The organism is Streptomyces sp. NPDC096323, from assembly GCF_040302845.1.
Lineage (GTDB): Bacteria > Actinomycetota > Actinomycetes > Streptomycetales > Streptomycetaceae > Streptomyces.
Map to the genome: position 1 here is coordinate 177080 of NZ_JBEOSI010000013.1, position 14423 is coordinate 191502.

General features: G+C 69.0%; 13 protein-coding genes and 1 riboswitch. Of the genes, 2 read left to right on the plus strand and 11 right to left on the minus strand.

All coding sequences use genetic code 11. From position 1 onward, the window contains the following. The first annotated feature begins 320 nt into the window (after nucleotides 1-320). Complete coding sequence (locus ABTX18_RS31695) at nucleotides 321-527, plus strand: DUF5999 family protein (protein ID WP_136326371.1); 207 nt, start codon at nucleotides 321-323, stop codon at nucleotides 525-527. Between the two features lie 84 nt (nucleotides 528-611). On the opposite strand, the gene gcvP is transcribed toward ABTX18_RS31695, so the two are convergent. After that, nucleotides 612-3497: an aminomethyl-transferring glycine dehydrogenase gene (gene gcvP, locus ABTX18_RS31700; protein WP_352126238.1), complete on the minus strand. Its 2886-nt coding sequence runs from the start codon at nucleotides 3495-3497 to the stop codon at nucleotides 612-614. Between the two features lie 192 nt (nucleotides 3498-3689). Then, nucleotides 3690-3786, minus strand: a riboswitch (glycine riboswitch). Between the two features lie 113 nt (nucleotides 3787-3899). On the opposite strand from gcvP, the gene ABTX18_RS31705 reads away from it, so the two are divergent. Further along, the gene (locus ABTX18_RS31705) at nucleotides 3900-4268 is read left to right on the plus strand and encodes a PRC-barrel domain-containing protein (RefSeq protein ID WP_352126239.1); all 369 of its coding nucleotides are present in this window, start codon (nucleotides 3900-3902) and stop codon (nucleotides 4266-4268) included. Here the strand turns inward: ABTX18_RS31705 and ABTX18_RS31710 are convergent. The 10 genes from ABTX18_RS31710 to clsA form a co-directional block, all read right to left on the minus strand. After that, nucleotides 4193-5653 (minus strand): DNA polymerase IV, encoded by a 1461-nt coding sequence (locus tag ABTX18_RS31710; RefSeq protein WP_352126240.1) that lies wholly within the window; start codon nucleotides 5651-5653, stop codon nucleotides 4193-4195. The genes ABTX18_RS31705 and ABTX18_RS31710 overlap by 76 nt on opposite strands. 93 nt (nucleotides 5654-5746) lie before the next feature. Further along, complete coding sequence (locus ABTX18_RS31715; RefSeq protein WP_352126241.1) at nucleotides 5747-6364, minus strand: MerR family transcriptional regulator; 618 nt, start codon at nucleotides 6362-6364, stop codon at nucleotides 5747-5749. A 168-nt stretch (nucleotides 6365-6532) separates the two neighbouring features. Next, nucleotides 6533-7006 carry a bifunctional nuclease family protein gene (locus tag ABTX18_RS31720; RefSeq protein ID WP_006123076.1) on the minus strand — a complete coding sequence of 158 codons (474 nt, stop codon included), beginning with the start codon at nucleotides 7004-7006 and terminating at the stop codon, nucleotides 6533-6535. Between the two features lie 52 nt (nucleotides 7007-7058). Next, entirely contained in the window at nucleotides 7059-7802 is a 744-nt protein-coding gene (gene ftsR / locus ABTX18_RS31725) for a transcriptional regulator FtsR (RefSeq protein WP_352126242.1), read from the minus strand. Between the two features lie 17 nt (nucleotides 7803-7819). Further along, nucleotides 7820-8608, minus strand: coding sequence for an FHA domain-containing protein (locus ABTX18_RS31730; protein WP_352126243.1), 789 nt, complete (start codon nucleotides 8606-8608; stop codon nucleotides 7820-7822). A 190-nt stretch (nucleotides 8609-8798) separates the two neighbouring features. Continuing rightward, nucleotides 8799-9602, minus strand: coding sequence for a DUF881 domain-containing protein (locus ABTX18_RS31735; RefSeq protein WP_503061242.1), 804 nt, complete (start codon nucleotides 9600-9602; stop codon nucleotides 8799-8801). Between the two features lie 5 nt (nucleotides 9603-9607). After that, entirely contained in the window at nucleotides 9608-9940 is a 333-nt protein-coding gene (locus tag ABTX18_RS31740) for a small basic family protein (protein WP_040019805.1), read from the minus strand. Next, nucleotides 9937-10863, minus strand: coding sequence for a DUF881 domain-containing protein (locus ABTX18_RS31745; protein WP_352126244.1), 927 nt, complete (start codon nucleotides 10861-10863; stop codon nucleotides 9937-9939). Before ABTX18_RS31745 ends, ABTX18_RS31740 begins: the two co-directional genes overlap by 4 nt. Nucleotides 10864-11016: 153 nt before the next feature. Next, complete coding sequence (locus ABTX18_RS31750; RefSeq protein WP_352126245.1) at nucleotides 11017-13512, minus strand: sugar phosphate nucleotidyltransferase; 2496 nt, start codon at nucleotides 13510-13512, stop codon at nucleotides 11017-11019. A 112-nt stretch (nucleotides 13513-13624) separates the two neighbouring features. Then, a complete protein-coding gene (clsA, locus tag ABTX18_RS31755) occupies nucleotides 13625-14233 on the minus strand; it encodes a cardiolipin synthase ClsA (protein WP_352126246.1) in 609 nt (202 codons plus the stop codon). Nucleotides 14234-14423 lie beyond the last annotated feature (190 nt).

Consider the following 14423-nt stretch of genomic DNA (forward strand, 5'->3'; position numbering starts at 1 on the left):
CCGGGCCCCCCCCGCCGTCCGGCAGGCCCCCCGTACAGGGGATCCGGTGACGGGGCACAGTGCCATCGGGCGGGGGCACTCCTGCCCATCCGGACTAGCCCCATCCGGCCACCCCGAACCACCCGAAGTGACAGTGCAGTTGTGTTGAACCGTCCGGGCGGGTGATGCGTCATGAGAGGAGAAGGAGCGCTGCTGCGAAATCCCTGCGGATTGACGTCCGTGGGGCAACACTGGGACCGGACCGATCGATACGGGGGGCGGCCATGAACACCTCTTCAAGCCGCAGGACACTCAACTCAACGCAGCGAAAGAACCCATCCATGTGTCAGCACCAGCCACCCTGCCCGACAGCCGACTCAGCCGACCGGGAAGCCGCCCGTCTGGTGGCGCACCACCCGGAACAGGGCTGGAGCCTGCTGTGCAACGGCGTCCTGCTCTTCGAGGACACCGGTGAGCTGCTTCCGGACGGGCAGATCATCGCCCCGCACCGGCCGCTGGGAACGGGCCGGGTGGTGAAGGCGGCCTGAGCGGCCGTACGAAAAAAGGGGCCGGCCCGGAGAAATCTCCGCACCGGCCCCCACGCGTATCCGCGCCCCGCCGTGGATCCGGCGTCAGTTGTCGTACTCCTCCAGCGGCGGGCAGGAGCAGACGAGGTTGCGGTCACCGAACGCACCGTCGATCCGGCGCACCGGCGGCCAGTACTTGTCGGCGGCCGAGACCCCGGCCGGGAAGACGGCCACCTCGCGGCTGTAGCCGTGCTCCCACTCCCCGCCCAGCGCGGCCGCCGTGTGCGGGGCGTTGGCCAGCGGGTTGTCGTCCGCGCTCCACTCGCCGGAGGCGACCTTCTCGATCTCGCCGCGAATGGCGATCATCGTGTCGCAGAAGCGGTCCAGCTCCGCGAGGTCCTCGCTCTCGGTCGGCTCGATCATGAGCGTCCCCGCGACGGGGAACGACATGGTCGGCGAGTGGAAGCCGTAGTCGATGAGGCGCTTGGCGACATCGTCGATGCTGACCCCGGTGGCCTTGGAGAGGGGCCGCAGATCCACGATGCACTCGTGCGCGACCAGTCCCGCCGGGCCGTTGTACAGGATCGGGTAGTGCGGCTCCAGCCGCTTGGCGATGTAGTTGGCCGCGAGTACGGCGACCTGCGTCGCACGCTTGAGGCCCTCGCCACCCATCAGGCGTACATAGGCCCAGGAGATCGGGAGAATGCCGGCCGAGCCCCACGGAGCGGCCGAGATCGGTCCCACACCGCTCTCCGGTCCGGCCAGGGGCTGCAGCGGGTGGTTCGGGAGGTACGGCGCCAGGTGCGCGCGCACACCGACGGGGCCGACGCCGGGGCCGCCGCCGCCGTGCGGGATGCAGAAGGTCTTGTGCAGGTTCAGGTGCGAGACGTCGCCGCCGAACCGGCCCGGCTTGGCGAGGCCGACCAGTGCGTTCAGGTTGGCGCCGTCGACGTAGACCTGGCCGCCGGCGTCGTGCACCTCGGCGCAGATGTCGGCGACGTGCTCCTCGAAGACGCCGTGCGTCGACGGGTAGGTGATCATGAGCACGGCCAGCTCGTCGCGGTACTGCGCGATCTTCGCGCGGAGGTCCTCTATGTCGACCTCGCCGTCGTCGGCGGTCTTCACCACGACGACCTTCATACCGGCCATCACGGCGCTCGCGGCGTTGGTCCCATGGGCGGAGGACGGGATCAGACAGACGGTCCGGCCCTCGTCGCCGTTGGCACGGTGGTACGCGCGCACGGCCAGCAGCCCCGCGAACTCACCCTGCGATCCGGCGTTCGGCTGAATGGAGACCGCGTCATAGCCGGTGACCTCCGCCAGGCGCTCCTCCAGTTCGCGGATGAGCGTCAGGAAGCCCTCGGCCTGCTCGGCCGGCGCGAACGGGTGCAGGGCGCCGAACTCGGGCCAGGTGATCGACTCCATCTCGGCGGTCGCGTTCAGCTTCATGGTGCAGGAGCCGAGCGGGATCATGCCGCGGTCCAGCGCGTAGTCACGGTCGGCGAGCTTGCGCAGGTAGCGCAGCATCGCCGTCTCGGAACGGTACTGGTGGAAGACCGGGTGGGTCAGGATCGCGTCGGTGCGCAGCAGCCCCTCGGGCAGCGCCTCGGCCGTCGTGGCGTCCAGCGCCTCCACGTCGCCCTCGGCGCCGAAGGCGGCCCAGACGGCCGCGACCTGGGCGCGGGTCGTGGTCTCGTCGCACGCGAGCGAGACCAGGTCGGCGTCGACGAGCCGCAGGTTGACCCCACGCTCACGGGCGTCCGCCACGACCGCGGCGGCCTTGCCCGGCACCCGGACGGTGAGCGTGTCGAAGTAGGAGCCGGTCACCACGTCGACACCGGCGGCCCGCAGGCCCTCCGCCAGGATGGCCGCGTAGCGGTGGGTGCGCCGGGCGATCGTCCGCAGCCCGTCGGGGCCGTGGTAGACGGCGTACATGCCGGCCATCACCGCGAGCAGCACCTGAGCGGTACAGATGTTGCTGGTGGCCTTCTCGCGGCGGATGTGCTGCTCGCGGGTCTGCAGGGCCAGCCGGTACGCCTTGTTGCCGTCCGCGTCCACGGAGACGCCGACGAGGCGGCCCGGGAGGCTGCGCGCGAACTTCTCGCGCACGGCCATGAAACCGGCGTGCGGTCCGCCGAAGCCCATCGGGACGCCGAAGCGCTGCGTGGTGCCGACGGCGATGTCCGCGCCCAGGTCGCCGGGGGACGTGAGCAGGGTGAGCGCGAGCAGATCGGCGGCCACGGTGACGATCGCGCCGAGCTCGTGGGCCTGCTCGATGACGGGCCTGATGTCCCGTACGGCTCCCGAGGCGCCGGGGTACTGCAGCAGCACACCGAAGACGCCGCGCTCGGCGATCTCGGCCGGAACGCCGTCGGTGAGGTCCGCGACGACGATCTCGACGCCGGTCGGCTCGGCACGGGTCTCGATGACCGCGACGGTCTGCGGCAGGGTGTCCGCGTCGACCAGGAAGACGCCCTGCTTCACCTTGCCGACGCGCCGGGCCAGCGCCATGGCCTCGGCGGCGGCGGTGCCCTCGTCGAGCAGCGAGGCGCCGGAGGTGGGCAGCCCGGTGAGCTCGGCGACCATCGTCTGGAAGTTCAGGAGGGCTTCGAGGCGGCCCTGGGAGATCTCCGGCTGGTACGGCGTGTAGGCCGTGTACCAGGCGGGGTTCTCCATCACATTGCGCAGGATCACCGGCGGGGTGAACGTGCCGTAGTAGCCGAGCCCCATCATCGGGGCCAGGACCTGGTTGCGGTCGGCGAGCAGGCGCAGCTCCGCGAGGACCTCGGCCTCGGTCCGGGCGGCCGGCAGGTTCAGGGCCTCGGCGCTCCTGATGACGTCGGGTACCGCGGCGGCGGTGAGCTCGTCGAGCGAGCCGTAACCGACCTGGGCGAGCATCTTCGCCTGTGCCTCGGCATCGGGACCGATGTGGCGCTGCTCGAACGGGATGCCCTGTTCCAGCTGGGAGAGCGAAGTGCGACGGGGGGTCATGATGGAGGCCTCCTGGTCTGTCACGACCTGCGAGGGGCACCACGGCGCGGGGTGCCCGAACGGCCTCCCCCTCTGTCATCTCAACCTGAGAGCTTCACCGGTGCCCGCGGGGCGCACCGGCTTTCACCGTCGGTGAGGGTGGGATCCGGCCCGGCCGTGGCCGTGCGGACCCGCCCTGCTTTCCAGAGTGACCTCGTCCGTGCGGTACGGGGGCCTGAGAGATTCCGGGGAGGATTTGCTCCTTCGGCGCCTCCGGAACATCTCCGGAGGACTCTCCCGCACGGGATCAGCAGCCATGGCAAGCCTACCAGCGGGGTACACGGTGAAAATCTCGAGTGGCCGACGTCACGGTTGTGCACTTCTGTAGTGCCTGTGGAGTGGCCACGACCCGTGGGAGGGACCGTGCAGAGCGACATCGATCCGCGCAGCCTGATCGGCCGCAAGGCGTTCGACCGCAAGGGCACCAAGATCGGAACTGTGGACGAGGTGTATCTCGACGACGCGACCGGGATCCCCGAATGGGCGGCCGTGCGCACCGGACTGTTCAGCCGGGACGCCTTCGTCCCGCTGGAGCCCAGCGAATTCGTCGAGGACACGCTGCGCATCCCCTTCGACCGCGCCCTGATCAAGGACGCACCCGACTTCGGGGTCGGCCGTCATCTCTCGCCGGAGCAGGAGCTGCAGCTCTACCGGCACTACGGTCTGGACTCGGCGCCCGCCGAGAGCGCCCCGGACCGCGACTTCGGCAGGCTGGCCGGCCAGGACGAGTAGTCCACCGGGTTCCGTACGAGCGGCAGCGGGTCGGCCGGCCGCAGTTCCGGGTCGTCGATACGGAACGTGCGGACCCGGCCGGGCGCCGATTCCGGTTCCTCGAATCTCACCGTCACCCGCCCGACCCCGCTTCCCTGCACCCAGCCGTGTCCGTAGGTCTCGTGGCGTACGTCGTGCCCGGCCGGCCAGCGGCGCGCGGCGAGCTGCTCCGGGTTCTCCTGGGCGGGCTCCTCGCTCCGCGTCCCGCCCTCGTCCCCGGCGGCGTCCGCGTCCGGCCCGGCCGCGTCCGGGGCCTCGGCGGCCGTCCGCTCACCGGCTGCCTGGGCGAACAGGTCCTCCTGGGTGAAGTCGGCCAGCCCGGTGACGCCGACACCGAGCAGACGGACACCCCCGGTCGTGTCCACGGCCTCCAGAAGCCGCGCAGCGGCCTCCCTGACGACCGTGGGGTCGTCGGTGGGGCCGCGGAGCGTCTCGGAGCGGGTGAGGGTCGAGAAGTCGTAGCGGCGCACCTTCAGCACCACCGTGCGCCCTGACCGTCCGGCGGCTCGCAGCCGCTGGACGCAGCGGTCGGCCAGTCGCTCCACCTCGGTCCGCACGCGGACCCGGTCGTGGAGATCCGTGTCGAAGGTGTCCTCGACGGAGACCGATTTGGCGTCGCGCTCGGCGACCACGGGCCGGTCGTCGTATCCGGACGCCATGCGGTGCAGCGAGCTGCCGTGCGCCTTGCCCAGCAGCCGTACGAGCTCCGCCTCGCCCGCCTCGGCGAGGTCATTGACCGTGGTCATGCCGGCCCGGCGCAGATGGTCCGCGGTGGCGGGGCCGACGCCCGGAAGGATGCGTACGGACATGGGCGCGAGCAGCGCCCGTTCCGTGCCCGGCTCTATCAGCAGGATGCCGTCGGGCTTCGCCTCCTCGGAGGCGATCTTCGCCAGCATCTTGGAGCCCGCGAGCCCGACGGAGCCGCTGAGCCCCGTGACCGCCTCGATCGCCCCGCGCAGCTGCTCACCGATCTCCATCGCCGAGGCCGTGTCGTCCGCCGTCCCGCCCGCCTCCAGGTCGACGAAGGCCTCGTCGAGGCTGAGCGGTTCGACGAGGGGAGACAGACGGCCCAGCAGCTCCATGACCTGTTCGCTCACGGTCCGGTAGAGCGTGAAGCGGGGCACCAGATAGGCCGCGTTCGGCGCCAGCCTTCTGGCCAGCGCCATCGGCATCGCCGAGTGCACTCCGAATCGCCGTGCCTCGTACGAGGCGGTGGCGACGACCCCTCGGGGGCCGAGTCCGCCCACCACCACCGGCTTTCCGCGCAGGCTCGGCTTCGCCGCCTGCTCCGCAGAGGCGTAGAAGGCATCCATGTCCAGATGCAGGATGGTGGGCGCGGCTCTCACAACAATCGATGGTGCCCTACGGCACTGACAGTCGCCCCGTGGCCACGGCCGGCCGACCCCGGTTTTCCGGGGCGCGGCCGTCCTCGCGCCCGGTCAGCCGGCCCGGTTGCGCCGACGGGCGAGCTCGTCGGCCGGGTTGTTGCCGATCAGCGTCTCGCCGGTGTCCACGCGCTCCCCGTGCAACTGCGACAGCGCGACGTCCACATCCCGCCACACCACCCCGACGGCGATGCCGAAGACCCCCTGGCCCCCTTGGAGCAGCTCGACGACCTCCGCGGGCGAGGAGCACTCGTACACGGTCGCCCCGTCGCTCATCAGCGTCATGCGCCCGAGATCCTGGAAGCCGCGGGCCCGCAGGTGCTGGACCGTGGTGCGGATGTTCTGAAGGGCCACCCCGGTATCGAGGAAACGCTTCACGATCTTCAGCAGGACGACGTCCCGGAAGCTGTAGAGCCGCTGCGTGCCCGACCCGTAGGCCGGGCGGACGCTCGGCTCGACCAGGCCCGTGCGGGCCCAGTAGTCGAGCTGCCGGTAGGTGATCCCCGCCGCCGCGCATGCCGTCGGCCCGCGGTAGCCGATCTCGTCGGCCGATGTCACGCCGTCCCCCGCCACCGCATCCGGCGCAACCGGTTGCCTGATGGTGTGGCCGGCTGTACTCCCCTGCTGCGGATACGGCCCGCCCACTGCCGTACCGTCGCCGCTGCTTCTCACGCCGACCTCCGTCCTTGACCTGCCCACTCGAAGGTAGGCAGTCACCCGGGGTGCGTCAACGATCGCCACACTCGGCACGCCGAGTGATAATCACCCTGAGGGTGGTTTCCCGTGACTCACAACCGGGAAAGGCTTGTCGAATGCGCTGGCGGGGCCCCTTCGGGGACGTCACTGACTGTTCGTACCGAAGTCCTCCGGTGAGATCTGGTCGAGGAACTCGCGGAACTTCTCCACCTCGTCCTCCTGCTCGTCGGGAATCGCGATTCCCGCGTCGTCGAGCACCCCGTCACTGCCGTAGATCGGCGTGCCGGTGCGCAGGGCGAGCGCTATGGCGTCGGAGGGCCGCGCACTCACTTCGACTCCACTGGCGAAGACCAGCTCCGCGTAGAAGACCCCTTCGCGCAGATCCGTGATCCGGACCTCCGTGAGCTCCTGGCCGACGGCCTCGAGCACATCCTTGAAGAGATCATGGGTCAGCGGCCTGGCCGGAGCCATGCCCTGCTGGGCGAAGGCGATCGCGGTCGCCTCACCAGGACCGATCCAAATAGGGAGGTACCGGTCGCCTCCCACTTCACGCAGGAGCACGATCGGTTGGTTGGAGGGCATTTCCACCCGGACACCCACTACGTCGAGCTCGTTCACACAGCAACCCTAGGACGTGCTCGGCAGGTTTGGGTAGTCGGGCCCGGCCGGATCAGTGCAGACGGATCTGCAGAGCGGTCTGCACCAGGGCCGAATGCAGCCGTACGGAGAGCTCGGCGAGCTCCTTCGCAGTGGCCTCGGCATGGGCTCTGGTCTGCGGATTCCGGTGCCGCCGCAAGGGCGCGACGACCTGCTCGATCAGCCCGGCCTCCCGGTCGGCCGCTGCTCGCATCGCGCGAAGATGGCGCGGTTCCAGACCGAATCGCCCCAGATCCGCCACAAGCCTGGCGACGGTGACGGTCTCGGCGTCGTAGCCGCCCCCCTCCGACGGCGCGACCAGACCGTACGACTCCCAGGCGTCGAGATCGCTCTCGGTCACCTCGGCGGCAGCGAGGAGCTCGGCACGGCCGATGCGGGCGGCGGTGGGCCGCCCGGTCCCGCCGGTCCAGCTGCCGTCGGCCGGATCCGTCTCACCGCCCGACGCCGGCAGGCTCGGCTGCTCCCCGCGGGCGAGAGCGTCCAGGTGCTCCCGGATGACCTTCAGCGGTAGATAGTGGTCCCGCTGCATCCGCAGCACCTGAGATAGCCGCTCGACGTCCTCGGGACGGAACTTCCGGTAGCCGGAGGGCGTCCGCTGCGGCTCGACGAGTCCCTCGGCCTCCAGGAAACGGATCTTGGAGATCGTGACTTCGGGGAACTCGTCCCGCAACTGCAGGAGCACCGTGCCGATGCTCATCGGGCGGTCGTCGGCGGTGGCGGTGCCGTGTCCGGCACCGCCCGTCGGTGTTCTCAGCATGGACCTTCCCTGACAGGTCAGATGCCGCGCTGGCTCGCGTAGAAGACCAGCCGGTACTTGCCGATCTGCACTTCGTCGCCGTTGGACAGCGCGACGGAGTCGATGCGCTCACGGTTGACGTAGGTGCCGTTGAGGCTGCCGACATCCCCCACGGTGAAGCTGCCGTCGGGGCTCCGGCGGAACTCCACGTGGCGACGCGAAACCGTCACGTCGTCGAGGAAGATGTCGCTCTGCGGGTGACGGCCGGCCGTGGTCAGTTCACTGTCCAGAAGGAAGCGGCTGCCGGAGTTCGGCCCCCGTCGCACCACCAGGAGCGCCGAACCGAGCGGCAGGGCGTCCACGGCGGCCTGTGCCTCGGGCGAGAGCGACGGCACGGACGGCTGTCCGGTCGCCTCCGCCTCGTAGGCCTCCAGGCCCGAGATGGAAATGGTCGACGTCGTCTCCGAAGCCCGCTCGGGAACCCCGCCCCGCAGCGGCGCACCGCAGTTGGAGCAGAAACGGCTGGCCTCGGCGTTGCGGTGCCCGCACCTCGTACAGACCGGCATGGACGAAGCCTCCTGCCTCGGGGCGAACCCTCCACCCGTACGTGAGGTTGACGGATCTCCGAAACCTATGCGGCCGGGACCGGCAGGGTCAACCGACGACGCGCCGGAACCACCCGAATTGTCACCCTCCCGACCTGTCACCTGATCGCGAAAGAGGGGGCGCTCGCCACCCTGTTCCTCGCTCTGACCATGGCGCGGTGCGCGATGGCGTGCGGCTTCATCGCGAGCGCTCTTGCCGAACAACTTCCCAAACAACTTCACGGGCGATTCCCCTTGACCGAAACAGACCCGCCCGTGGGGCAGGACGAACCCTGAATGAACACACCTGCCGACCCGGACATCTTCACAACGTCCGTATCCACTCGACAGTTTCCACCACGCACCACCATTACGATGCGGCGACCCCCCGCAACCTTCTGACCGTGTCCTGCGACGCCCACGCGTCCTGGGTTCACTGGGCCGACGACCGAGAGTAGTCAGGCCGCTCCGCCGGTCGCAAGGCGTCGACGACGATGTCGTCGGACTGCGCCACATGCACGGTGGCCTGCTCCTTCTCCAGCGTCTGCACCACACCGCCGGGGATGTTCAGCGCCGGTTCGAGATCCTGCGGCTTGCCGATGACCTCGAAGACGTACGGAGCGGAGATATCGCGGTCGTCAACCTTGACGGCGCCCCCGTCCCCGGAGAAGTACGTATGGGCCACGACGCGCACGCCGTTGACCTGGATCGCCTCGGCGCCGGCCGCCCGGAGCTCCTGAAGGGCGTCGAGCAGCATGTCGGCCTGCACCGCGCCACCGGGATCGTTGACCGTGAGGGTGATTCCGGGGCCGTGCACCGCCACCGTACCCGCGAGGATGCCCAGTTGGCGCTCCTTCTCCACCGTCTGCTTCCGCGCCTCTTCCGCCTGGTCGGAGCTGTTCTCCAGTTCCGTTCGCTGGTCGACGAGACGCTGCTTCTCGTCCTCCAGCCGCTGGGTACGGTCATCCACCTCGTCGAGGATCCGGACGAGGTCCTCCTGGCGGGCGCCGCGCAGGGCGCTGTTGTCGCTGTTCGACCGCACCTGGATGGCAAGCCCCAGGCCGAGGACGAACAGCAGCACCGCGACGATGAGTTGGGCGCGGGTGACCCGCGGCGGCCAGATTCCGGCCATGAGCCTCTGACGCCCGGTCACCTCCTGGGAGGAAGTGGTCTTCTCGGCCTGCTCGCCGGGCTCGGGACGGTCGCCGCGGTCTCCGTTGAATGCGTCGTTGCTCATCGGCGTCAGGCCCGGAAGATGTGACGGCGGATCGCGGCGGCGTTGGAGAAGATCCGGATGCCGAGGACGACGACTACGCCGGTGGACAGTTGCGCTCCGACGCCCAGCTTGTCCCCCAGGAAGACGATCAGGGCGGCGACGACCACGTTCGAGAGGAACGAGACCACGAAGACCTTGTCGACGAAGATCCCGTCGAGCATGGCCCGCAGGCCACCGAAGACGGCGTCCAGAGCGGCCACGACCGCGATCGGGAGGTAGGGCTCGACCACCGCCGGCACTTCGGGCCGGACCAACAGTCCGACCACGACTCCCACGACGAGGCCCAGTACGGCGATCACGATGTGCCCTTCCCTGTGTCTGCCGCACCACTGCCGGTGTCTGCGGCCTTATAAGGCTCTGCTGTCCGTACGATCAGACTCGGGGCGGCCGGAAGGCTCACCTTCTCCTGGACGGAGAGGCTGGTCCTGATGTCGAAGGTGTCCTTCAGCGCCTGCAGGTACTGGCCGTCGGCGCTGTCCTGGAAGGCGGCGCCGAGTTTCTTCCCGTCCCCCACCGCGAGCACCGTGTACGGCGGCACCAGCGGCTTGTTGTCGACCAGTATGGCGTCGCCCGCGGCACGGATCGCCGACAGGGCGGTCAGACGCTGTCCGTTGATGGCGATCGCTTCTGCGCCCGACTGCCACAGCCCGTTGACGACCCGTTGCATGTCCCGGTCACGGACCCGTCCCGTGTCGGAGAACCCGGTGCTCTCCCGGGGTCCGCCACCCCCCTGGTCCGTGTCCTTGGCATCGTCGACGACGAGCTTGACCCCGGGACCGTGCACCGGTGTCGCCCCGGAGAGCAGGGCCACCAGTTCGGTCTGGTCACCGCCGTGCTTCTCCAGGGCCTTGCGCTGGCGCCGGCTCACGTCGTCGCGGATCTCCTCCACCTGCGCCTCAAGCGTGTCGGCCGTAGAGGTCTCGGCGTCGATCCGGTCGATGAGTTCTTCGCGTTCCTTGGCCAGGACCGGCGCGGCGACCCGCGCCTGCGCGGCACCGAGCGTCACCACGAGCGCCGCCAGCACCAGACACGCGGCGAAGCCGAGCTTCGCCTTGAGGGTCCTGGGCATCCCCCCACGCCCGTCGGCCTTGCGGCGCGCCGAGGCTTCGGCGTACCCGTCGTCCAGGCTGTGGTCCATCACATTGGTCAGCAGCGACATGGACGCGTCGGGGCGCGGGGGCGGCGAGGCGCCGGTACTCCGATCGGGGGGCTGCTGCGGCATGCCGCACATCGTCGCATGTCGTAGCGGCTACCGCCGAATGGCCCCACCGTTGCGCCTAAAGCGGTCGGGCGGCTCGCTCAGCCGCACCGCGCCCTCCGGGCAGGGACCGGATGCCGGGGCGACGACTCCCGGCCGCCCCGGCATCCGGTCACCTCACTGACCTGCGCTGTCGACGATGGCGGCCCATTCGTCCAGGAGCGCCTGGGCGGATGCGTCGTCCGGCCCTTCCGCCCACAGGTGGGTGACCGCCTCGGCACGGTCCGGCAGCACCATCACCCATCGCCCGTCAGCCTCGACGACCCGTACACCGTCCGTCGTATCGACGTCACGGTCGCCCGCGGCCTCGACCACACGACGCATCACGAGTCCCTTGACGGCCCACGGCGTCGCCAGATCGCGCCGCAGCACATGGGCGCGCGGGATGCGTGCGTCGATCTGGCTGAGCGTGAGCTGCGTCCTGGCCACCAGCCCGATGAGCCGTACGAACGCCGCCGATCCGTCGAAGACGCTGCTGAACTCGGGAACGATGAACCCTCCGCGTCCGTCTCCACCGAAGATGGTTCCTTCTTCTCGCCCCACCCGGGTCAGGTCGTCGGGCGACGTCATCGTCCACTCGACCTGGGTGCCGTGGTACGCGGCGACCTGCTCGGCGACACGGGTGGTCGTCACGGGCAGCGCCACCCGCCCGCTGCGGCGTTCCGCCGCGACGAGGTCGAGCAGGACCAGCAGGGCACGGTCGTCCTCCACGATCCTGCCCCGCTCGTCGACGAGGGAGAGCCGTTCGCCGACCGGGTCGAAACGGACGCCGAACGCGGCTCTCGCCGAGGAGACGATCTCCCCGAGCCGCACCAGCCCGGACCTCCGCGTCTCGGCCGACTCGGTGGGCCGGGATTCGTCGAGGCCCGGGTTGATGGTCAGCGCATCGACACCGAGCCGTCCCAGCAGGCTGGGGAGCACAAGCCCCGCGCTGCCGTTGGACGCGTCGACGACCACCTTGAGCCCGGCGTCCGCGATCCCGGCCGTGTCCACGTTCCGCAGCAGGGAACCCGTGTACGAGTCGAAGACGCTGGACGGGAAGTGGAGGTCACCGATCTCGCCCGGGAAGGCGCGGCGGTACTCCTGCCTGGCGTAGACGCGGTCCAGCTTGCGCTGCTGCGCCTGGGAGAGGTCCGCTCCCCGCTCGTCGAAGAACATGATGTCGACGGAGTCGGGCACACCCGGCGAGGTGCGGATCATGATGCCGCCGGCGCTGCCCCGCGCGGTCTGCTGACGGGCTACGGGCAACGGCACGTTCTCGAGGTCGCGGACGTCGATGGCGCTGGCCTGCAGGGCCGAGATCACCGCGCGCTTCAGTGCCCGGGCGCCACGGGAGTGGTCACGCGCCGTGGTAACGGTCGAGCCCTTCTTCAGCGTCGTCGCATACGCACCGGCGAGTCTGACCGCCAGTTCCGGCGTGATCTCGACGTTCAGGATCCCCGATACTCCGCGCGCGCCGAAGAGGTGGGCCTGTCCGCGCGACTCCCAGATCACCGAGGTGTTGACGAACGCGCCGGCCTCGATGGTCTTGAAGGGATAGACGCGGACGTTGCCCTGGATGATCGATTCCTCGCCCACGAGGCATTCGTCGCCGATGACCGCCCCGTCCTCGATCCGGGCGGCACGCATGATGTCGGTGTTCTTGCCGATCACGCAGCCACGCAGGTTGCTGTGATCACCGATGTACACGTTGTCGTGGACAACGGCCTTGTGGAGGAAGGCGCCGCTCTTCACGACGACGTTCGATCCGATGACCGTGTCCTCCCGGATCTCTACGCCGGCCTCGATCTTGGCGTAGTCACCGATGTACAGGGGCCCCCGCAGCACCGCGTCGGGGTGCACTTCGGCCCCTTCGGCAACCCAGACACCGGGAGAGATCTCGAAGCCGTCGATCTCGACGTCGACCTTGCGTTCGAGTACGTCTGCCTGGGCCTTCACGTAGCTCTCGTGCGTGCCGACGTCCTCCCAGTAGCCCTCGGCGACATAGCCGTAGATGGGCTTGCCTTCCTTCATGAGCTGCGGGAAGACATCGCCGGACCAGTCCACGGAGACGTCGGCCTCGACGTAGTTGAAGACCTCGGGTTCCATGACGTAGATGCCCGTGTTCACGGTGTCCGAGAAGACCTGGCCCCAGGTGGGCTTCTCCAGGAAGCGTTCGACCTGACCGGCTTCGTCCACGATCGTGATGCCGAATTCGAGAGGGTTCGGCACACGCGTGAGACAGACCGTGACCAGTCCGCCCTTTTCCTTGTGGAAGGCGATGAGGTCGGTGAGGTCGAAGTCGGTGAGTGCGTCACCGGAAATGACGAGGAAGGTGTCGTCCTTCAATGCCTCTTCGGCATTCTTCACGCTGCCCGCGGTACCGAGCGGTTTCTCCTCGTTCGCATAGCTGAGCTCCATCCCGAGCTCTTCGCCGTCTCCGAAGTAGTTCTTCACGAGCGAGGCGAGGAACTGGACGGTCACCACCGTCTCGTTGAGCCCATGCCGTTTGAGCAGACGAAGCACGTGCTCCATGATCGGCCGATTGGCTACGGGAAGAAGAGGCTTGGGCATGCTTGAGGTCATGGGGCGAAGGCGAGTGCCTTCACCACCTGCCATCACGACGGCCTTCATGTCGGAAACGTCCTCCTTGAAAAGACGACGGTCTAGCCGACTTCGCCCGTCGGGGCAACATCCGTGTCATCAGCCGCGGGCCGGCCACGTCGCGCGCCCCGCATCAACGAGCTCAATCGGCTACTGCATCCGCCTTGACCAGCCGGCGGACCTGAACCACATAGAGGATCCCTGCCCACCAGTAGAGCGTTGTACCCCATCCTGCGAACGCCCATCCGAAAACAGTGGCCAGCGATGCCAGCCAACCACTTCCGTCGCTGAGCAGCAACAAGGGGAATGCGTACATGAGGTTGAACGTGGCCGCCTTCCCCAGGAAGTTCACCTGGGGCGGCGGATAGCCGTGGCGGCGCAGGATTGCCACCATGACGAGAAGCATCAGTTCGCGGGCGAGGAGTGCCGCAGTGAGCCACAGCGGGAGGATCTCGCGCCAGGTCAGACCGACGAGGGTGGAAAGAATGTAGAGCCGGTCGGCAGCCGGGTCGAGCAGCCGCCCGAGGCTGCTGATCTGGTTCCAGCGACGCGCGAGCTTACCGTCGAGGTAGTCGCTCACGCCGCTGAACATCAGGACGAGCAGCGCCCAGCCATCGCTCTGGGGCCCGCCGAACTCGGGACGAAGAATCAGCCACAGGAAGACGGGTACGCCAACGAGGCGAGCCATGCTGAGGACGTTGGGGATGGTGAGTACCCGGTTCGTCTGAACGCGGGTCTCCTGGACCTCCACCCGGGGGCCTCCTGTGAGGAACGTGCCAATGATGCCCCCTGACCCTACCCTCAGCCCTGGTCGGCACGGACACAGGGGGTGCCAGGGCGGCGGGGAAACGCAGAAAAGCCCCGTGCCACAAGGGCACGGGGCTTAACTATCAAAAGGAGTTCGGCGGCGTCCTACTCTCCCACAGGGTCCCCCCTGCAGT